At 70.8% G+C, this 19906-nt stretch carries 20 protein-coding genes; 11 read left to right on the plus strand and 9 right to left on the minus strand.

Going from position 1 to position 19906, the window contains the following annotated elements; genetic code table 11:
- Positions 1-489: 489 nt before the first annotated feature.
- The 3 genes from AB0D29_RS33530 to AB0D29_RS33540 all read left to right on the plus strand — a co-directional run bounded on the left by AB0D29_RS33530 (position 490) and on the right by AB0D29_RS33540 (position 2469).
- Complete coding sequence (locus tag AB0D29_RS33530) at positions 490-1275, plus strand: polysaccharide deacetylase family protein (protein ID WP_362859443.1); 786 nt, start codon at positions 490-492, stop codon at positions 1273-1275.
- Positions 1276-1373: 98 nt separating this feature from the next.
- Complete coding sequence (locus AB0D29_RS33535) at positions 1374-1703, plus strand: nuclear transport factor 2 family protein (RefSeq protein WP_362859445.1); 330 nt, start codon at positions 1374-1376, stop codon at positions 1701-1703.
- Positions 1704-1845: 142 nt separating this feature from the next.
- Positions 1846-2469, plus strand: a complete 624-nt coding sequence (locus AB0D29_RS33540; RefSeq protein WP_362859446.1) for a hypothetical protein — start codon at positions 1846-1848, stop codon at positions 2467-2469.
- A gap of 142 nt (positions 2470-2611) precedes the next feature.
- Here the strand turns inward: AB0D29_RS33540 and AB0D29_RS33545 are convergent, their stop codons facing one another.
- The 3 genes from AB0D29_RS33545 to AB0D29_RS33555 form a co-directional block, all read right to left on the minus strand.
- On the minus strand, positions 2612-3844 hold the full coding sequence (locus AB0D29_RS33545; protein ID WP_362859523.1) for an extracellular solute-binding protein: 1233 nt from the start codon (positions 3842-3844) through the stop codon (positions 2612-2614).
- 337 nt (positions 3845-4181) lie between these two features.
- Entirely contained in the window at positions 4182-4799 is a 618-nt protein-coding gene (locus AB0D29_RS33550; protein ID WP_362797510.1) for an SMI1/KNR4 family protein, read from the minus strand.
- A gap of 59 nt (positions 4800-4858) precedes the next feature.
- Positions 4859-5227: a DUF192 domain-containing protein gene (locus AB0D29_RS33555; protein WP_362859448.1), complete on the minus strand. Its 369-nt coding sequence runs from the start codon at positions 5225-5227 to the stop codon at positions 4859-4861.
- 164 nt (positions 5228-5391) lie between these two features.
- On the opposite strand from AB0D29_RS33555, the gene AB0D29_RS33560 reads away from it, so the two are divergent.
- A complete protein-coding gene (locus AB0D29_RS33560; protein ID WP_362859449.1) occupies positions 5392-6165 on the plus strand; it encodes an A24 family peptidase in 774 nt (257 codons plus the stop codon).
- 141 nt (positions 6166-6306) lie between these two features.
- On the opposite strand, the gene mgrA is transcribed toward AB0D29_RS33560, so the two are convergent.
- Positions 6307-7344 (minus strand): L-glyceraldehyde 3-phosphate reductase, encoded by a 1038-nt coding sequence (gene mgrA, locus AB0D29_RS33565; RefSeq protein WP_362859451.1) that lies wholly within the window; start codon positions 7342-7344, stop codon positions 6307-6309.
- Between the two features lie 127 nt (positions 7345-7471).
- Between mgrA and AB0D29_RS33570 the strand changes: the two genes are divergently transcribed.
- The 6 genes from AB0D29_RS33570 to AB0D29_RS33595 all read left to right on the plus strand — a co-directional run bounded on the left by AB0D29_RS33570 (position 7472) and on the right by AB0D29_RS33595 (position 13977).
- The gene (locus AB0D29_RS33570) at positions 7472-8233 is read left to right on the plus strand and encodes an isoprenyl transferase (protein WP_030713982.1); all 762 of its coding nucleotides are present in this window, start codon (positions 7472-7474) and stop codon (positions 8231-8233) included.
- Between the two features lie 325 nt (positions 8234-8558).
- Complete coding sequence (locus AB0D29_RS33575) at positions 8559-9875, plus strand: PhoH family protein (RefSeq protein ID WP_362859453.1); 1317 nt, start codon at positions 8559-8561, stop codon at positions 9873-9875.
- Between the two features lie 435 nt (positions 9876-10310).
- On the plus strand, positions 10311-11006 hold the full coding sequence (locus AB0D29_RS33580) for a transglycosylase SLT domain-containing protein (protein ID WP_362859455.1): 696 nt from the start codon (positions 10311-10313) through the stop codon (positions 11004-11006).
- A gap of 106 nt (positions 11007-11112) precedes the next feature.
- On the plus strand, positions 11113-12492 hold the full coding sequence (locus AB0D29_RS33585) for an AI-2E family transporter (protein ID WP_362859457.1): 1380 nt from the start codon (positions 11113-11115) through the stop codon (positions 12490-12492).
- Between the two features lie 85 nt (positions 12493-12577).
- Positions 12578-13264: a hypothetical protein gene (locus AB0D29_RS33590; RefSeq protein ID WP_362859459.1), complete on the plus strand. Its 687-nt coding sequence runs from the start codon at positions 12578-12580 to the stop codon at positions 13262-13264.
- A gap of 8 nt (positions 13265-13272) precedes the next feature.
- Positions 13273-13977 (plus strand): hypothetical protein, encoded by a 705-nt coding sequence (locus AB0D29_RS33595; protein ID WP_362859460.1) that lies wholly within the window; start codon positions 13273-13275, stop codon positions 13975-13977.
- A gap of 58 nt (positions 13978-14035) precedes the next feature.
- On the opposite strand, the gene AB0D29_RS33600 is transcribed toward AB0D29_RS33595, so the two are convergent.
- Both AB0D29_RS33600 and AB0D29_RS33605 read right to left on the minus strand, forming a co-directional pair.
- Complete coding sequence (locus tag AB0D29_RS33600) at positions 14036-14590, minus strand: alkyl hydroperoxide reductase (RefSeq protein WP_362859462.1); 555 nt, start codon at positions 14588-14590, stop codon at positions 14036-14038.
- A gap of 3 nt (positions 14591-14593) precedes the next feature.
- Positions 14594-15148, minus strand: a complete 555-nt coding sequence (locus AB0D29_RS33605) for a peroxiredoxin (RefSeq protein WP_030713953.1) — start codon at positions 15146-15148, stop codon at positions 14594-14596.
- A gap of 136 nt (positions 15149-15284) precedes the next feature.
- Between AB0D29_RS33605 and AB0D29_RS33610 the strand changes: the two genes are divergently transcribed.
- Entirely contained in the window at positions 15285-16232 is a 948-nt protein-coding gene (locus AB0D29_RS33610) for a hydrogen peroxide-inducible genes activator (RefSeq protein WP_362859464.1), read from the plus strand.
- 68 nt (positions 16233-16300) lie between these two features.
- On the opposite strand, the gene AB0D29_RS33615 is transcribed toward AB0D29_RS33610, so the two are convergent.
- Genes AB0D29_RS33615 through AB0D29_RS33625 form a run of 3 tightly spaced genes read right to left on the minus strand, consistent with a single transcriptional unit; the run spans position 16301 to position 19853 of the window.
- A complete protein-coding gene (locus AB0D29_RS33615) occupies positions 16301-18646 on the minus strand; it encodes an FtsX-like permease family protein (RefSeq protein WP_362859466.1) in 2346 nt (781 codons plus the stop codon).
- Entirely contained in the window at positions 18643-19332 is a 690-nt protein-coding gene (locus AB0D29_RS33620; protein WP_362797484.1) for an ABC transporter ATP-binding protein, read from the minus strand. Before AB0D29_RS33620 ends, AB0D29_RS33615 begins: the two co-directional genes overlap by 4 nt.
- The gene (locus tag AB0D29_RS33625) at positions 19329-19853 is read right to left on the minus strand and encodes a PadR family transcriptional regulator (RefSeq protein WP_266380636.1); all 525 of its coding nucleotides are present in this window, start codon (positions 19851-19853) and stop codon (positions 19329-19331) included. The genes AB0D29_RS33620 and AB0D29_RS33625 overlap by 4 nt, the downstream gene beginning before the upstream one ends.
- Positions 19854-19906: the final 53 nt, after the last annotated feature.

The raw sequence follows: 19906 nt of genomic DNA on the forward strand, positions 1-19906 counted from the left end.
AACGTGTCGGGGGGTCGGAGCGTCTGGGCACCTTGCGTTCGACGCCCTGCGGGGATCACCCCGACACACACCCGACCCCGCCCCAACCGGCCCGGTCCGATCCCAGGCTCTGTGGCCATCCGGCTTCGCCGCACCAAAATCCAGCCTCGCCGGCGTTTGAGGCGCGGGGTCCGGGGCGGAGCCCCGATCTTTGACCCGCACCGTCCAACCCCGCCACACCACCTCTGGCTTCGCCGCACCAAAATCCAGCCTCGCCGGCGTTTGAGGCGCGGGGGCTGGGGCGGAGCCCCAGGAGTAGTGCCGCACCGCGGGCCCTCGGACTCACACTGCCCGTGGGCCCGGCTGGAGTTGGGGATCGGGACTAAAGTCCCATCAGTCACTTTGGTGTCATTACGTGGAATTTAAGGCCCAATTGACTGGAACTCCTCGGTGCTGGTGGACGTCCTGATCCACGGAACGCTCACAAAGCGGATGGGGAGTGGACACTTCATGAGCAAGAAGGGCATTCGGGCCGGTGTGGTCGTCGTCGCCTCGGCCGCCGCCGTCGCGGCGACCGTGTGGGGAGTGGCGACCCTGGTGGAGCCGGGCAAGGCCGCCACGCAGCAGAACGTATCCCGGCCGACGGACCCCGGCGGCGACGCCGGGTCGCGGCCGCAGGCGATACCCGAGGGCATAGCCCACGGGTCGGAGGCCGGGGAGAACGCCGTCAACATCACCATCGACGACGGCCCCGACCCCCGGTGGACCCCGAGGGTGCTGGAGGTCCTCCAACGGCACGACGTCAAGGCGACCTTCTGCATGGTCGGCCCGCAGGCCAAGGCCCACCCCGACCTCGTCAAGAAGGTGGTCGCGGCCGGTCACCGGCTCTGCGACCACACCATGAACCACGACACCGCCATGGACAAGAAGCCCGTCGCCTACCAGGAGCAGCAGATCCTGGACGCACAGAAGCTGATAGAGGAAGCCGCCGGCAGCGGGGCGAAGGTGGAGTACTACCGGGCCCCCGGCGGCGCGTTCACCCCCGACAGCCGGCGCATCGCCGCCGCGCACGGGATGCGGCCGCTCGGCTGGAACGTCGACACGAAGGACTTCGGCAAGCCCGGCACGGCCGCCATCGTCGACGCCGTGAAGCGCGAGATCGGCAACGGCCCGACGGTCCTCTTCCACGACGGCGGCGGCAACCGCGCGCAGACCGTCGACGCCCTCGACCAGGTGCTGGACTGGCTGGCGGAGCAGGGCCGCCCCACCGGTTTCCCGGTCCGCACCGCCCCCTGACACGCCGTCCGCCCGGCGAACGGGTGAGGGTCGGCCGTGCGGAGCCACCCGCGTTGTTCCCTGGTCGCAGCACCCGTACGCACCACCAGGAGGCTCCTGTGGCCATCGCCCCCGGCAAACTGTCCGACCCCTCCGTCGGCGCCCTCGTCGCCGCCGTCAACGCGCACGACAAGGACGCCTTCCTCGCGGTCCTCACCGCCGACGCGACCATGTCCGACGACGGCTCCGACCGTGACCTCCACGAGTGGATCGACCGGGAGATCTTCGACTCCGGCGGTCACATGGACGTCCAGTCCGAGTCCGACGGCGGCCGCACCCTGCTCGTCAACTACCGCAACGACACCTGGGGCGAGATGCGCACCACCTGGCGCTTCGTCATCGCCCCCGGCGGCGGCCGGATCAGCCGCTTCGAGACCGGTCAGGCCTGAGGCCGGGCCTGAGGCCAGGCCCGGGGTCAGGCCCGGGGTCAGGACGGCCGCCGCGTACGTCGACGGCGCCACGGCGCTCCCGTACGGGTGAAAGCGCGCCCGGCGTCGTTCCGGCCCGCCGGAGGGTCCCGTTGGGCCGGGCATGAAGCGCACCCGCATCGCAGCCCTCGTCCTCGCCACCGCCGCGGCGGCCCTCGCCCCCGTCCTCGGCCAGCCGGCCACCGCCGCGGAGGCGCCGTACCTCCAGGACCCGGCAGGCGGCGAGAAGGGCATGAAGTCGATGTGGACCAAGGACGAGATGCACAAGGTGGAGGGGCAGTTCCGGCTCTACCCGGGGGTCCAGTACAAGACGGTCACCCGCCCCGGTCACCCCGACGGGCCGGAGATCGAGCGCCAGGTCGCCGATCCGAAGACGCTGGCGTGGCTGCCCTCGTACGAGTTCGCCTGGTCGGTGTCGGACTCGACGGTGGTGAAGAAGGCGGTGACGGTCAAGGAGGGCACGCACCCGATCGTCGTGCGTGCCGTGCTGCGGACGGCCAAGGGGGTCGAGGTGGCGCAGGTGCGCAAGGAGCTGTCGGGGAAGCCCGCGACCGGGCGCGAGAAGGTCGCGGGCGGCAAGCGGATCGCCTGTGACACCGGCGAGTACGCGGTGGAGTGGTCGGTGACGCGCTCGGGCTACGGGACGCTCACGGGCACGCTGCGCTGGAACTCCAGCTGCGAGCAGTACCGGACGGCGTTCGACCCGAACCACGGACAGCAGCGCTGACGAGTGGGGGCCGGCCGCCCCGCGCACCTTGTGGGTGCTCGGCGGGCGACTGGGCCGCGGCCTTGGATCAAGTGCCGTAGTGGCCATGGTGCCGCACGGGGTGCTCTGCGGCAGGGGGCGAAAGTCCCGTGTCGAGGATCTTTCAGTTCTTCTTCGCGGCTTGGTTCGCCTGGGTGGCGATGTCCTCGAGGACGCCCTTCGGGTCGCCGTTCGGTTCCACGGCGCGGCCGATGTTGCGCTTGATGGTGTCGCTGACCGTCAGCCAGGCCGGGTCGTTCACCGGGTAGAGCTGGGCGCCGCGCAGCGCGTCCAGGAACTGCTGGTCGTTCTTGTCCAGGCCGCCGCCGGCCGGGGTGCGCGACGCGGTGACGGTGGAGGGCAGCAGGTGGTAGCGGTTGGCGAATTCCGTCAGGTTCTTGTCCTGGTAGAGGAAGTCCAGGAACTTGGCGATCTCCTCGCGCTTCCCGTTCTGCTTGAAGGCCATCATCCAGTCGGCCACGCCGACGGCCGGCGGGTTCTCCCCGACGCCGAGGTCGTCCGAGACGGGCATGGCGATGGTGCCGACGCCGATGCCCTTGCCGCGCGCCTCGTGGGCGAGCGACGGGTAGCCGTTGAGCATGCCGACCTCGCCGCGCAGGAAGGCGGCGAAGGCGTCGGCGCGGTTGAGCTTGGAGGGCGCGGTCGGTCCGGTGAGGCCGGGGGCGACCAGCTGCTCCTTGACCCAGCCCCACGTCTTGATGTTCTGGTCGGAGGCCAGGGCGTAGTTGCCGGCGCTGTCGGCGTAGCCGCCGCCGCCGCTCAGCTCCCAGATCATCGCCTCGGCGTGCGCCTCTTCCGGGCCGAGGGGCAGCGCGTACGGGTACGGCACGCCCTTGTCCTTGAGCGCCTTCGCGGCGGCCTTGAGCTCGGACCAGGTCTTCGGGGGCTCCTTGATGCCGGCCTTGGTGAAGAGCGCCTGGTTGTAGAAGAGGAGGCGGCTGCTCGCGACGAAGGGGAGGCCGTAGAGGGTGTTGCCGACGGAGCCGGCGTCGGCGAGCGGCTGGAGGAAATTCGCCTCGGCGGTGACCGAGAGGAGTTCGTCCGCGGGATAGAGCTGGCCCTGGGCCGCGAAGTCCGAGTAAGAGCCCATGAGCGCGACATCCGGCGCCTTGCCGGCCTTGACCATACGGGAGACCTCGCGGTCGATGTCGGCCCACGGAAGGAGCTTGACGTCGACCTTGATTCCGGAGTTGGCCTCGGTGAAATCGGCCGTCATCTTGTCCCAGTAGGGCTTGGAACTGGTGGCCGGGCTGTCTCCGTATTCGGCGGCGACCAGATGCAGCGTACCGCTGTCACCTGCACTGTCTCCGGAGCCACCACATCCGGACAGAGGCATCAACAGGCCGAGCACGACCGTGGTGGCCGTCGTGCCGAAGATTCTTCGTCGCACGGGTGTATTCCCCTGATTTTCTTTTGAATCCCATTGTTACTTATGAGTTGCTCCGGGCTGAGGTGTAACTGGATGTGCCCGTTGGCCGGAATTCTCTCCCGACGAAGGGGTGGTTGATTGCATTGGGGGCGCAGTTGTGGTCAATGCTCCAAGTGCGGCTTTTCCGGCTGGTGTTTTCCGATATGTGATCAACAAATCGGACGCGCGTAGACATGCCGAAAAGCCCGTTTCCGGTCACGGAAACGGGCTGGGGGTGGGCGAGGGCCTTGCGGGGCCCCGTGGCTCAGTCGGCGAACTCGCCGGCGTACGGGTCGGGCTCGCCCGTCTCCGGGTTGCGGCCCTCCTGCCAGCGCCGCTGGGCCTTGCGCCAGTGCACGAAGCTGAGGTGGCCGCCGTCCCAGAAGGTGATGCTGACGGGGCTCACGTCGAACTCGTCGGAGCAGAGCCGGTAGAGGAATTCGGCCATGCCGTACGGATACACCGCGAAGGAGTCGGCGGTGTGCCGCCCGCAGACCAGGACCGGCCACCGGTCCGGGTCGGGGTCGGAGGTGAGCCAGCACAGGATGTCCGAGCCGCCGGTGACCCCCCAGGCGATGATCGCCTCCGGGTCCACGTCGAAGGCGGCGCGGCCGCCCTCCGTCTCCCAGGCCTGCCGGGCGTTCTCGGTCTCCTCGGCCATCTCCGCCGGGTCCCACTGGAGTCCGGGCTTGGGCAGCGGCAGCAGGATGCTCGCCTCGCCGTTGATGGAACCCGCGCCGAAGCGGCCCATGAACGCGATGAAATCGGCCGGGAACCGGGTCCCCCAGACGGCCTCGGCCGCCGGCCAGTCGATGTCCTCGTCGGCGCCGTGCGTCGCCGGCATGATCTGCTCCAGCGCCTTGATCCGCGCGTTCTCCGTCATGCCGCTCCCCTGATGCCCCAGCTCAACCGCCCCAACCTACTGCCGCGAAGGGGTGCCGCCTAGCCGGGCGTGAGACGCCCCGGTACGTCCACCTTGACGGCGGTCCCGGGGTGCAGCCCCCAGCCGGCCATGGCTCCGGCCGCCGCCTCCAGGACGTGCCGGGAGCGCGGGCGGGGCAGCCCGAGGCGGCCCGGGGGCATGGTGACCACGGCGAGTACGCGCAGGTTCCGGTCGAGGTAGGCCACGTCGATCGCGAACCGCATCCGGAAGGTGTGCACGCTCGCGGCGGGGGTCAGCAGCAGCGCGCCCTCGATCCCGTCCCGGCCGAGCAGCCCCTTCGTGCGGGCCCCGTAGGAGGCGGCGACCTCCAGGGGGATGCGGGCTGCGTCGATGTGCAGGGTGCCGGTGCCGTCCTGCCAGTTCGCCATGCGGGCCAGCCTAGGGGGCGGGGTGCCGCTGCGCGGAGCTGCTCCCCGCCCCGCCCTTTCACCGTTTCTCCCCCAGCTACCGCTGGGAGGTGCCCCCAGGTCCTGCCCGGACCCGGTCCTCAAACGCCGGACGGGCTGAAATGCACGCCCCTAGGCTGGCCGGCATGGGTGCCGTCCTGATCGTCCTCGCCGCCGGCTACGGCGCCACCGCCGGATCGCTGCTGCCGCGTGCCGCGTACCGGCTCTCCGTCGAGTCGGGGGAGCCCTGGCGTGACCGCTGCCCGGAGCGGCACCGGGTGCGCGGCTGGCTCGGCCCCGCCCGCTGCCGGGTTGCCGCGGGGGTCGTCGCGCGGCGCTCGGACACCCCGCCGCCCGCGGCCACGGCCCCGCACGCCTACGGGAGGCGCGCCGCCCCCCTCGCCGCCCTCGTCGGGGCGCTCTGCGCCGTGCTCGGGGCGGCCGTCGGGGCGCGGCCCGAGGTCCTGGTCTACGTGGGGCTCGCCCCGGTGGTCGTGCTGCTCGCCCTCGTGGACCGCGCCGTGCACCGGCTGCCCGACGTACTGACCCTGCCGCTCGCGGCCGGGGCGGCGGCCCTGCTCGGTCTGGCCGCCCTCCTGCCCGGCGCCGCGGGCGACTGGCGGCTCGCGCTGCTCGGCGGCGGTGCGCTCGGAGCCGCGTACCTGGTGCTCCATCTGATCAACCCCGCCGGGATGGGCTTCGGCGACGTCAAGCTGGCGCTCTCGCTGGGCGTCGCTCTTGGGTGGTACGGGTGGGGGGTATGGGCGGCGGGGGCCTTCCTGGGGCTCCTCTACGGGGCCCTGTACGGCCTCACGCTGCTGCTGCGCGGCTCCGGGACCCGCGAGCAGGGCTTCGCCTTCGGCCCCTTCATGGCGGCCGGAGCACTCACCGGAGTGCTGCTGGGTGGTTTCGGAGCGTAATCGTGGCGCGCCAATGCACGCAGCATGCTTTACGAAGGGTTATGGTGGAACCCCCCCTCGGGCCGGTCCGTATCCCCCCCACGGACCGGCCCGTTTTTCGTTTCACCGCCCTTCAACCGGCCGGTGAGACGAATGCGCAGGTCAGCCGCGCTGGGCCCAGATGTTGGTGCCGGGGGTGGACACCGCGAAGGAGTCGATCTCCTTCAACTCGGCCTCGGAGAGCGGCGCGGACGCCAATGCGGCCACGTTCTCCTCCAGCTGCTTCACGCTGGAAGCACCGATCAGAGCCGACGTCATCCGCTCGTCGCGCAGCACCCACTTGAGCGCCAGCTGGGCCAGGGACTGGCCGCGGCGGGCCGCGATCTCGTTCAGGCCGACGAGCCGGCGCAGCACCTCGTCCGACAGCAGGTCCGGGTTGAGGGACTTGCCCTGCGCGGCGCGCGAGTCCGCCGGGATGCCCTTCAGGTACTTGGCCGTCAGCATCCCCTGTGCGAGCGGCGCGAAGGAGATGCAGCCCATGCCGGCGTCCTCCAGGGTGTCCAGCAGCCCGTCCTCCTCCGTCCAGCGGTTGATCATGGAGTACGAGGGCTGGTGGATCAGCGGGCGCACGCCCATGCCCTGCAGGATGCGCACGGCCTCGGCCGTCTGCTCCGCCGTGTACGAGGAGACGCCCACGTACAGCGCCTTGCCCTGCTGGACCGCGGACGCGAGGGCGCCCATGGTCTCCTCCAGCGGGGTCTGCGGGTCGAAGCGGTGCGAGTAGAAGATGTCGACGTAGTCCACGCCCATCCGCTTCAGCGACGCGTCGAGCGAGCTGAGCAGGTACTTCCGGCTGCCCCACTCGCCGTACGGCCCCTCGTGCATGAAGTAGCCGGCCTTGGTGGAGAGGATCAGCTGGTCGCGGTAGGACGCGAAGTCCTGCGCGAAGATCTTCCCGAAGTTGAGCTCGGCCGAGCCGGGCGGCGGTCCGTAGTTGTTCGCCAGGTCGAAGTGGGTGACGCCGAGGTCGAAGGCACGGCGCAGGATCGCCCGCTGGGACTCCAGGGACCTGTCGTCGCCGAAGTTGTGCCAGAGGCCGAGGGAGATCGTGGGGAGCTTGAGGCCGCTGTGGCCGGTGCGCCGGTACTCCATGGAGTCGTAGCGCGAGGGCTCTGCCCGATAGGGATTGGTATCAGTCACGTTGTCCTCCCTATCACGGACTTGTGACAGACCGAGTTGGGTACCCCATCCCACCGCGCAGTAATGTGGCCGCCTCGGGGGAGACCGCAAATGGCACGGGGGCATTGCACGGAGGGGCTGGAAGATCGTGAAGCTGCGCGACCTGGTGTACAGGCTCTACGCACGCCGGGTGGAAGGCCGCCTCGACCATGACGCGGCGCCCAAGCACATCGGCGTCATCCTGGACGGGAACCGTCGCTGGGCGAAGGCGTCCGGAGGTACGACGGAACAGGGCCACCAGGCCGGAGCCGACAAGATCTCCGAGATGCTCGGCTGGTGCACCGAGACGGACGTCGAGGTCGTCACCCTGTGGATGCTGTCCACGGACAACCTGGACCGGCCCGAGGTCGAGCTCCGACCGCTGCTCAACATCATCGAGAACACCGTCCGGGGCCTCGCCGCGGACGGCCGCTGGCGCGTCCACCACGTCGGCAACCTCGACATCCTGCCCGCCGGGACCCAGAGCGTCCTGAAGGAGGCCGAGGAGGCCACCCACGGCGTCGACGGGATACTCGTCAACGTCGCCGTCGGCTACGGCGGCCGACAGGAGATCGCCGACGCGGTGCGCTCGCTGCTCCTGGAGCACGCGCAGAAGGGCACCTCGTTCGAGGAGCTCGCCGAGATCCTCGACATCGACCACATCGCCGAGCACCTCTACACGCGCGGCCAGCCGGACCCGGACCTCGTGATCCGCACCAGCGGCGAACAGCGGCTGTCCGGATTCATGCTGTGGCAGAGCGCGCACTCCGAGTACTACTTCTGCGAAGTCTTCTGGCCGGCCTTCCGCAAGGTCGACTTCCTGCGGGCCCTGCGCGACTACGCGGCCCGCCACCGGCGCTACGGCACCTGATCGCGCGCGGGGCCCGGCAGGTCCCCCGCAGGTCCCCTCGGCCCCTCCCCTCGAACCCTTCACCAGGGATTCACCGAGCGTCCGTCATATGCCATGGCATGGCCTGGCCTGATCGGGGAATATCCCTTTCAGGTCGATGCCCGATCCACGGGTGTCGAGTCTCAGCGGACGGCATGGGGTCGTCCGCCCGGGAGGCCCTTTGCACCAGGACGCACGTGCGATGCGCACGGACGGAGTGGGAGGGCCGGAAATCGGCCCCGGCATGGGTGCCGATGACCGGTCCGGTCTTCATGGCCCGACCTCTTCCGAGGGGGTACGTCCTTCCGTGGTGACCAGCACGAAGCGCCGCCTGCCCGACAGGCGGACCTATGTCCTCGACACCAGCGTCCTGCTGGCAGACCCCAACGCGATCTCCCGCTTCGACGAGCACGAGGTCGTGCTCCCGATCGTGGTGATCACCGAGCTGGAGGCAAAGAGGCACCATCCCGAACTCGGCTACTTCGCGCGCCAGGCCCTGCGCCTGCTCGACGACTTCCGGGTTCGCAACGGTCGCCTCGACGCCCCCATCCCGCTGGGCGATCTGGGCGGCACCCTGCGCGTCGAGCTCAACCACTCCGACCCGGGTGTCCTGCCCGCCGGCTTCCGACTGGGGGACAACGACTCGAGGATCCTCGCCGTCGCCCGCAATCTGCAGGCCGAGGGCTACGACGTGACGGTGGTCTCGAAGGATCTTCCCCTGCGCATCAAAGCCTCCTCCGTGGGGCTGATCGCGGAGGAGTACCGGGCGGAGCTCGCGATCACCGATGCCGGCTGGACGGGCATGAGCGAGGTCGCCCTCTCCGGTGAGCAGGTGGACCTCCTCTACTCGGAGGAGCGCCTCTACGTGCCCGAGGCAGCCGAGCTGCCCGTGCACACCGGACTGGTCCTGCAGTCCGAGCGCGGCAAGGCGCTCGGCCGGGTCACCGCGGACGGCAACGTGAAGCTCGTACGGGGCGACCGCGAGGCCTTCGGGCTGCACGGCCGCAGCGCCGAGCAGCGCATCGCGCTGGACCTCCTCCTCGACCCCGAGATCGGGATCATCTCGATGGGCGGCCGGGCCGGCACCGGAAAGTCCGCGCTGGCGCTGTGCGCCGGCCTGGAGGCGGTGCTGGAGCGGAGGCAGCATCAGAAGGTGATGGTCTTCCGGCCGCTGTACGCGGTGGGCGGCCAGGACCTCGGCTACCTGCCCGGGGACGCCGCCGAGAAGATGAGCCCCTGGGCGCAGGCGGTCTTCGACACCCTCTCGGCGGTCGCCGGGCGGGAGGTCATCGAGGAGGTGCTGAACCGCGGGATGCTGGAGGTCCTGCCGCTCACCCACATCCGCGGCCGTTCGCTGCACGACGCCTTCGTGATCGTGGACGAGGCGCAGTCGCTGGAGCGGAACGTCCTGCTGACCGTTCTGTCCCGAATCGGCGCGAATTCACGGGTCGTTCTGACCCACGACGTGGCCCAGCGGGACAACCTGCGGGTCGGCCGGTACGACGGAGTCGTCGCCGTGGTCGAGAAGTTGAAGGGACATCCGCTCTTCGCGCACATCACGCTCACGCGGTCCGAGCGCTCTCCGATCGCCGCACTGGTCACCGAGATGCTCGAAACCCTCTGACCCCGACGGCCCCTTCCGGGAGGTCGAAACGGTCAAAAACCTCATAGCGGGAAGGTGAGTTGGCGCCGCCCGGCAAAGGCCCGAGAGCCTAGCCGGGCGGCGTCGTGCTGCACAGCCCTTTGGCGAAACAGACGGCGACATGCCAGGTGTGACCTTTCCCACGCAACGGAGAATTGCCTTGCGGTGTCGCGTTCCGGCAGAGTCTGGTTTCCGTCAGGCCCCGCATACGGCACTTCTGTATCTCCCGTGAGGTACGCGCAGCACCACAACTCCACAGTCGAATGCCGTATGCCGCCCGGAGTTTCACGGAGCAGCCCCCGCGAGGGAGTTGTCCACGGGCCCGCGCCTCCAGTGACCGTAGAACCACGGAGGCCAGAGTCGAGGGGCACTTTTGCGCCCGCGCGGTCACTGCGGACGCTGCTGGAAGGACACCGTGTGAGCCGGATCTCGGTCCGGGGGTTCGCCGTGGCTTCGGCCACCGCGGTCACCACCGTCGGCGCAGTCGTGGGCGTTGCCACTGGCGACCCCACGAACGATCTCGAGACGACCGCTTCCGGCGCGACTCTCCTTGCCGACATCCCGGTCGGCGACCAGGCGGAGGTCCAGAGCGCGTCCCTGACGCAGCAGGCCGACACCATCGCTCACGCCGCCGACGCCGATGCCAAGCGCTCGGCCGAGGAGAGCGCCCGCCTCCAGGCCGCCGAGGACGCCAAGGCCAAGAAGGCCGAAGCGCAGAAGGCGGCGGACGAGAAGGCGAAGAAGGAGCGCGAGGCGAAGGAAGAGGTCGCGAGCCGCTCCGCCGCCCGTGACGCCGGCGACTTCGCCCCCCAGAGCTCCTACACGGTCGCTCAGGTCAAGGCCATCGCCCAGCAGATGGTCCCGGCCGGCCAGTTCCAGTGCTTCTCGAACATCATCAACCAGGAATCCACCTGGAACTACAAGGCCGTGAACTCGTCCTCGGGCGCCTACGGTCTGGTCCAGGCGCTGCCCGGTTCGAAGATGGCCTCGGCCGGCGCGGACTGGCGCACCAACCCCGCCACGCAGATCAAGTGGGGCCTGAACTACATGAACGTCCGCTACGGCAGCCCCTGCGCCGCGTGGACCTACCACCAGGCCAACGGCTGGTACTAGAGCACGCTCAACCGCCCGGAGCCCCGCACCGTCCTACGGTGCGGGGCTCCTCGCGTGTACGGTCTTCGAGGCGTGCCCGAACACGGGGGCGGGGGAAGGAAGCGACATGGCGAAGCGGGAAGGCTGGCTCGGCCGGCTCGGGAACAGGCTGAACCGGATGGAGGCGCGGCTCAACGAGCGGCGCGCCGAGGTCGAGGCCGAGACCGGTGGGGACCTACGGGATCCCGCCGCGGGCGCGCCCGCGCCGAAGGCTGCCGAGCCGCCCGCCGCAGCGCCCGTACCGAGCGTTGCCGCTCCGCCGGCCCCCGCACCGCACCCGGCCGCGCCGGCCGTTCCCGAGCGCCCCGACCCGGCGAGCGTCGTCCCGTGGGGGATGCGCGTCGCCGCCGAGGCCAGCTGGCGGCTGCTGCTGCTCGCCGGGATGCTCTGGGTGCTGATGAAGGTGATCAGCGAAGTCCGCCTGGTCGTCCTCGCCTTCGCCGCCGCCATGCTCGTCACCGCGATGCTCCAGCCCTTCGTCGTGCGGCTGCGCAGGCTGGGCCTGCCGCGGGGGCTGGCCACGGCCGTCACGGCGATCCTCGGCTTCGTGGTCATCGGGCTCGTCGGCTGGTTCGTGGTCTGGCAGGTCATGGAGAACCTCGACGACCTGTCCGACCGGGTCCGCGACGGCATCAACGAGCTCAAGCTCTGGGCACTGGACAGTCCGTTCCACGTGACCGAGAAGCAGATCAACGACATCGCGAAGAACCTCAGCGAGACCATCGGCACGAACACCGAGCAGATCACCTCCGCCGGCCTGCAGGGCGTGACGGTCCTCGTCGAGGTCCTCACGGGCATACTGCTGGCGATGTTCTCGACGCTCTTCCTGCTCTACGACGGCAAGCGCATCTGGAACTGGGCCCTGGGCCTCGTCCCGAACGCCGCCCGGGCCGGTGTCGCCGGGGCCGGTCCGCGGGCCTGGCGCACGCTGACCGCGTACGTGCGCGGCACGGTCATCGTCGCCCTCATCGACGCCATCTTCATCGGCCTCGGCATCTACTTCCTGGACGTGCCGATGGCGGTGCCGCTGGCCGTCTTCATCTTCCTCTTCGCCTTCATCCCGCTGGTCGGCGCGGTGGTCTCGGGTGCCCTCGCGGTGGTCGTGGCGCTCGTGACCCAGGGCGTGTGGACCGCCCTGATGGTGCTGCTGGTGGTGCTGGCGGTGCAGCAGATCGAGGGGCACGTGCTGCAGCCCTTCATCCTCGGCCGTGCGGTACGGGTGCACCCGCTCGCGGTGGTGCTGTCGGTGGCCGCCGGCGGCATGGTCGCCGGCATCGGCGGTGCGGTGGTCGCGGTTCCCCTGGTGGCGGTCACCAACACGGTGGTGGGATACCTGAGGGCGTACTCGCGCGAGCAGCGCCACCACGGAGCCGGCATGGTCGGTCCGGCCCCGCACGGCTCGACGGCCCTGGGCGTCGTACCCGACAACGAGGACCTCAGGTCCTAGCCCAGTCCGCTCGCACACTGCGATGATCAAGGACGGGCGCATGCCGATGCGGCGCTCGGGACTTGGCACTGCGGGGGGGACGGACATGATCACCGATCCGGAGCTGGACGGGGAATGGGACACGGCGGAGCGGGCGGAGCCGGCCGAGCCGCTCGCGCCGCGCGAGCGGGCGGCGGCCGCCGCCGCGCGGCCGTGGCTGTGGGCGCTGGGCGGGGTGGTGGTGGCGTCGGCGGTGTGGGCCGGCGGGCTGTACGCCCTCGGGGACCGGCTGGCGGCGCCCACGGTCGCGTACCGGGCGACGAAGAACCTGTGCGCGGACTTCAAGGCCCAGTCGCTGAGCGGCATCACCGGAGACCTGCGCAAGAGACCGGTGAACAAGGAGGTCAGCCACCCGGCCGTGGACGCGGCGGCGTGCGTCATGAACAACGTCCCCGACTCTCCCGGGGACTTCTACGTGTACGTGAACACCGAGCTGCACAAGAAGGCCGACCCCGCGACGGAGTTCGACGTACCGTCGGTCGACGACCTCGCCAACGTCGGCGACCTGCGGACGGAAGAGGTGCCGGACCTCGGTGAGCGTGCCGTGATGACGTCGTGGGCCGGTGAGCAGGGGCTGAACCTCAAGGTGCTGGACGGCGGTGCGGTGTTCAACCTCCGCGTGTTCGCGACCACCTTCTCGGAGAAGGGCGGCCGGCCCGCCACGGACTCCAACGCGGTCCAGGCGGCCATGGTCCAGGACGTGCGCGAGCTCATGGCGGCGCTGAGGAAATAGGGGGCGGGATGATCACCGAGCCCGAGCTGGACGGGGCGTGGGAGTCGGGGCGGCCGGCCGAGGTCGCGCAGGACACGGTGGTGCGCGAGGCGCGGGGGCCGCGCCGGCCGTGGTGGTGGGTGGCGGCGACGGTCGTGGCCACTTCCGCGCTGTGGGCGGGCGGACTGTACGCCTACGGGGACCGGCTGAACGAGCCGGAGATCCGCTACCGGGTCACGGAGAACCTGTGCGACCAGTTCAAGGCGCCGGCCCTGGCCGGGGCGCTGGGCGCTTTCGCGGACTCAGACCCGGAGCAGGGCGGCCGGCATCCGGCCATGGACTGGGCGTCCTGCAGTCGCAACGGTGACCGTTCGGCCGCCGTCGGGGGGTTCTTCGTGTCCGCCGTGGTCGAGCTGCACAAGAAGACCGATCCGACGCCCGAGTTCGAGCTCGGCTCCCGTTACGACCGGAGCGGTCCCGACGGCACCGGCCAGTGGGAGTCGCTCGCCGGTCTGGGGGAACAGGCGCTCGTCAGTACCCCCGGCGGCGGCGAGGGGGTCCGGCTGAGGGTCCGCGACGGCGGCGCGGTGTTCCTGTTCGAGGTGATGTTCTTCGACCGGTTCGAAGGCGGCCCCGATCCGGAGGCGACGCTCTCCGCGCGGCCCGAACGGGAGCCCCTGGTGGCCGCTGCGGTCGAGGACGCGCGGGCGCTGATGGCGGCGCTGAAGAAGTGAACGCGCAGGGCCCCCGCGGCCGGAGACGGCTGCGGGGGCCCTGACGGTCGTACGGGTGCTACTCGGCGGCGAGGGCGGCCTCGAGGTCGAGTGCGGCCTCGGCGTCGAGGGTGACCGCGACGGCCTGGATCACCGAGGCGATCTTGAAGGCCTCCTGGATCGTCTCGCGGTCGACGCCGGCCTTGCGCAGGACCTGCTCGTGCGAGTCCAGGCACTGGCCGCAGCCGTTGATCGCGGAGACGGCGAGCGACCACAGCTCGAAGTCGACCTTCTCCACGCCCGGGTTGCCGATGACGTTCATCCGCAGGCCCGCGCGCAGCGTGCCGTACTCCGGGTCGGAGAGCAGGTGCCGCGTGCGGTAGAAGACGTTGTTCATCGCCATGATCGCGGCGGCGGACTTGGCGGCGGTGTACGCCTCCGGCGAGAGGTTCGCCTTCGCCTCGGGCTCCAGCTCACGCAGGACGCGCGGGGAGCGGGCGGCGATCGCGCAGGACAGGACGGTGCCCCACAGCTGCTGCTGCGGGAGGTCGCTGTTGCCGATGACCGAACCGAGGTTCAGCTTCAGGTCCTTGGCGAAGTCCGGTACGGCCGACTTCAGGGAGTCCAGGGACATCCGTCACTCACCGGCCAGCAGCGCGCCGGCGTCGATGGTGGCCTCGCCCTTGTTCCAGTTGCAGGGGCACAGCTCGTCGGTCTGCAGGGCGTCGAGGACCCGCAGGACCTCCTTGGGGTTACGGCCCACGGAACCGGCGGTCACCATCGAGAACTGGATCTCGTTGTTCGGGTCCACGATGAAGACGGCGCGCATCGGGAGGCCGTCCTCGCCGAGGATGCCCAGCTCGGCCGACAGCTCGCGCTTGATGTCGGACATCATCGGGAAGGGCAGGTCACGCAGGTCGGCGTGGTCCTTGCGCCAGGCGTGGTGCACGTACTCGGAGTCCAGCGAGAAGCCGAGGACCTGGGCGTCGCGGTCGGCGAACTCGTCGTTCAGCTTGCCGAAGGCGGCGATCTCGGTCGGGCACACGAAGGTGAAGTCCAGCGGCCAGGCGAAGACGACCTTCCACTTGCCCTCGTAGGTCTTGTGGTCGATCTGCGCGAACTCGGCTCCGGCCTCGAGCGAGACGCAGGCGGTCAGGTCGAAGGCGGGGAACTTGTCACCAACAGTGAGCACGCGCTCTCCTTGAGAAATGGAAAATAGCCCCTTTTGGGGGTTTTCCGCTGGGGTTGGACGTATCTCACATGCTGACACACCTGCATTGATTGCGGAAATAGCTAGTCTTGTGGCGGGTGATCGGAGGTACCTATCAGTGGCCGTGGGTAACAGGGGGGCGAAGCAGCCGACCCTCGCACAGTTGCGCGCCTTCGCGGCGGTCGCCGAACACCTGCATTTCCGGGACGCCGCCGCGGCCATCGGGATGAGCCAGCCGGCGCTCTCCGGAGCCGTCTCCGCGCTGGAGGAGGCCCTCGGCGTGCAGCTGCTGGAGCGCACCACCCGCAAGGTGCTGCTCTCCCCGGCCGGCGAACGGATCGCGGCCCGGGCGCAGCTGGTGCTCGACGCGATGGGCGGGCTGCTGGAGGAGGCCGAGGCGGTACGGGCCCCCTTCACCGGGATCCTGCGGTTCGGGGTGATCCCCACCGTGGCCCCGTACCTGCTGCCGACCGTGCTCGGGCTCTTCCACCGGCGCTACCCCCGGATGGACCTCCAGGTGCACGAGGAGCAGACCGCCACCCTGCTGGAGGGGCTGGCCACCGGACGGCTGGACCTGCTCCTGCTGGCGGTGCCGCTCGGGGTCCCCGGGGTCACCGAACTGCCCGTTTTCGACGAGGACTTCGTGCTGCTCGCCCCCAGGGAGCACGCACTGGCCGGGCGCCGGGACATCCCGCTGGAGGAACTGCGGGGACTGCAGCTGCTGTTGCTCGACGAAGGGCACTGCCTGCGCGACCAGGCCCTCGACATCTGCAGGGAGGCGGGGCGCACCACCGGGGCGGACGTCACGACGACCGCCGCGGGGCTCTCCACCCTCGTCCAGCTGGTCGCCGGCGGGCTGGGGGTGACGCTGTTGCCGCGCACCGCGCTGCGGCTGGAGACCGCCCGCAACGAGTACCTGTCCACCGGGTACTTCGCCGAGCCCGCCCCCTCGCGGCGGATCGCGCTGGCCATGCGCACCGGGACGGCCCGCCAGGAGGAGTTCCGGGCGATCGCCGCCGCACTGCGCGAAGCCGTACGCCCGCTCCCGGTGTGGGCCACCGACTAGAGGTTCGGCGGGGGCCGCGGGGAACGGGCGTACGGGTCAGGGGCGTACGGGTCGGGGGCGCGCGGCGGTCACTCCGTGCGCAGGCCGTCCGGGCGCATCAGCCGCAGCAGCGGCGGCAGGCTGAGCAGGGTCACCACGACCACCACACCCGCGCCGGCCGCCGTCATCCCGAGCACCGACGGCCAGTCGATCCGGACGGGCGTGGCGGCCATGCTCATCAGGACGGCGCCCAGCCCCACGCCCGCCCCGGCCGCCAGCACCAGGCCCAGCACGATCGGCACGGCCGTCTGCCACAGCACCGACAGGCTCAGCGTGGAGCGCTTGGTGCCGAAGGCGACCAGGGAGGAGAGCAGCCGCCGGCGCTCGCGCAGCTGCTCCAGCTGGGAGACGAGCAGGCTTCCGCCGATCAGCACCAGCACGGCGATGGCGCCGAAGAACAGCCCCGTGCGGATCGAGGAGTAGCCGGCGGCCTGCTTTGTATCCCGTAGCGTCATCGCCGTGACGAACGGGTCCGTCTTGAAGACGGCGTTGCGCGCCCGGTCCAGGGCGTCCGGACCGGACTCGTCGACCTGGACGAAGATCCGCGCGTCCGGGAACGAGCCGATCTCCTTCGGCGCGGCCGACGGGGTCACCAGCAGGCCGGTGCGCAGCTGCCCGGTGGGGTCCTCGCGGCTGGGGACCGTACGGGCGCCCGCGGGGACCTGCCACTTCGCCGGGGTCCCGGGTTCGGACCCGGCCCCGTACCCCCGGACGTTGCCGACGAACAGCTCGTCACCGGGCTTCGCCGTGCCCCCGTAGAGGTCCTCCGAGGGGGAGCCGGTCAGGACGAAGGAGTCGCCCTCCTCGCAGGAGTCGAGCGTGGCGACCTCGCCGAGCGCGTCGCAGGTGCCGATGGTCACCTGGACCGTCTCCTCCGCGGGCACCTGGTGGGCGGCCTGCGTGGAGGTCAGGGGTACGGCGCGGGTGACGCCCGGCACGGCGGAGATCCGCTGCGCGAGGTCGTCCATGCGCGTCTCCGCGTCGCGGGTCAGCATGACCGCGACGGCGGCCCTGCCGGGATCCTGGCCGGTCGACTTGGTGTAGTCGCCCTCCACGCCCGCGAAGAGCATCTGGAGGGCGATGGCGCCCGCGACGGCCACGGCGATGCCGTTGACGAGGCGGGCGGCGGCGCCACTGTTGACCTGGAGCCGGCGCACGGCCAGCTGCCAGGAGACCGGGCCGGCGGACATCTTCGCGACGAAACGTTCCAGCAGCCAGGGGAGCAGCACGGTGATCCCGACCAGCAGGAGCACCACGCCTCCGGAGACCTGCCACTGGTTGAACCGGCCGTGGTCGTTGCCGCGGCCGCCCATCGGCACCAGCAGTCCGAGCCCGACGAGCGGGAGCAGCAGCCGCCACCAGATGCGGCGCCGGGAGGGTTTGGCCGTACGGACGACGCCCAGCGGCTCGATGACCACACCGCGCAGCGCGAACAGGGTCACGGCCACCGCCGCGGCGGGCACCGCGAGGGCGACCAGGACGGCGAGCCAGGGCGCCGGGTCGAGGTCGGCGGGGAAGACGCTGCGCTGCTGGAGGCTGATGCTGCCGACCAGGGAACGGCCGACGGCGAAGAAGCCGGTGCCCAGCACCAGTCCGACCAGAGAGCCGGCCAGCGCCTCGCCGGCCGCGATCCGGCGCACCATCCTGCTGTCGGCGCCGACCAGCCGCAGCGCGGCGAGCCGCCGGTCGCGCCGCTCCCCGCCGAAGCGGACGGCGGTGGCGATGAACACGGCGACGGGCATCAGCAGGGCGACGAACGTCAGCACGACCATCAGCATGAGCACGGGGTCGAGGCCCTCGCGCTCCGCGTCGTAGCCGAAGCCGGTGACGCGCTGGACGCGGTAGTCCTCGGCGCCGTTCTTCTGGAGGGTGTCGCTGCCCAGGTAGAAGAGGAGTTCGCCGGGGCCGACCAGCCCCGGGTCGCCGACGATCTCACTGACCCGCGCGTCGAGCCGCTCGCGCAGCAGGGCGCCGTCGGAGGACTTCAGCAACGCGTCGAGGGCGGGGGAGAGGGCCATCTCGCCCGGGCCGGGGATCCGCTTCAGGCCGGGCGGCAGCGGGGCGTCCGGGCCCTCGGCCCGGAGCATGTGCCCCTCGATGTCCTTGTGGTGGTACGTCTGGCCGATGCGGGTGATCAGCAGGGTGCCGGGCCCGGGGGCGTCGGCCCGCTGGGAGTTCAGCGTCGACCGTGCGTCGCCGCGTTCGTACCGCGCGGCGAGGGCGCCGGGGATCGCGGTGCTGATCAGCAGCAGGGCGACGCCGAGACCGACGCCGACACCGGTGAGCAGGGTGCGGATCCATCCCTCGCGGCCGCCGCCGAAGGCGAAGCGGGTGCCCATGCCGAGATCGCGGGCCCAGACCCGCAGCCGGCTCATACGATCCGCTCCATGTCGCGGGACTTCCCGTCGCGCACGACGATCTCACGGTCGGAGTACGCGGCCACGCGGGTCTCGTGCGTGACCAGCACGACGGCGGCGTTCGCGGACCGGGCGGCCTCCGTGAGCAGCTGCATGACGAGTTCGCCGTTGAGGGAGTCGAGGGCTCCGGTGGGCTCGTCGGCGAAGATCACCCGGGGGCGGGTGACCAGGGCGCGGGCGACGGCCACGCGCTGCCCCTGGCCGCCGGATATCTCGCCGGGCCGCTTGGCCCCGAGGTCCTCGACCTGGAGCTGCTCCATCCAGTGCAGGGCGGTGCGTTCGGCCTCCTTGCGCTTGACGCCGGTCAGGCGCAGCGGGAGGGCGACGTTCTCCACGCAGGTCAACTCCGGTACGAGCTGGCCGAACTGGAAGACGAAGCCGAACTCGGTGCGGCGCAGCTCGCTGCGCTCGGCGTCGCTCATGGAGGTCAGCTCGCGGCCGGCGTAGGTGATGGAGCCGGAGTCGGGAGGGACGATGCCCGCGAGGCAGTGCAGCAGCGTCGACTTGCCGGAGCCCGAGGGGCCCATGACGGCGACGACCTCGCCGGGGTGGATGGAGAACTCGGCGCCGTCGAGGGCCTTGGTGGTTCCGAACGCCTTGCGCAGGTCCGTCGCGGCGAGGAGGGAACCGGCCGGGGTCATCATCGGCGGACCTCCCGCGCGAGCTGGTCCAGGCGGGCCGCCGTGAGCTCCAGCCACCGCAGGTCCGCCTCCAGGTGGAAGAGGGCGTGGTCGCAGACGAGCTGGTCGGCTATGTCGCCCTTGCGCTTGCGCTGGGTGAGGATGCGCATGAGGCGCAGGTGCTCGGCGCGCTGGGTGTCCAGCAGCTCGTCGGCGCGGCGGCCGGTGAGCAGGGCCAGGACGACCTTGGTGTAGAGGGTCGAGTGGAGGTACGGCTCGGGCTTCTCGGGTTGGGAGAGCCAGGCCTCGACGTCGGTGATGCCGGCGTCGGTGATGGCGTACCGCTTGCGTTCGGGACCGCCGCCGCTCTCCACGCCGTCGACCTCGACGAGGCCGTTCTTCAGGAGGCGGGACATGGTCGAGTAGACCTGCCCGTAGGCGAGGGGACGATCGTGGCCGAACTTCTCGTCGAAGGTGCGCTTGAGGTCGTAGCCGTGGCGCGGGCCGGCCTCGAGGAGGCCCAGGAGCGTGTGACCGATGGACATGCCCGCGACTCTACACCGTGTGTATACGCGCAGTGTATAGAGGGCGGAGAAGC

Origin of the sequence: Streptomyces sp. NPDC048424 (assembly GCF_040651555.1) — a bacterium.
GTDB lineage: Bacteria > Actinomycetota > Actinomycetes > Streptomycetales > Streptomycetaceae > Streptomyces.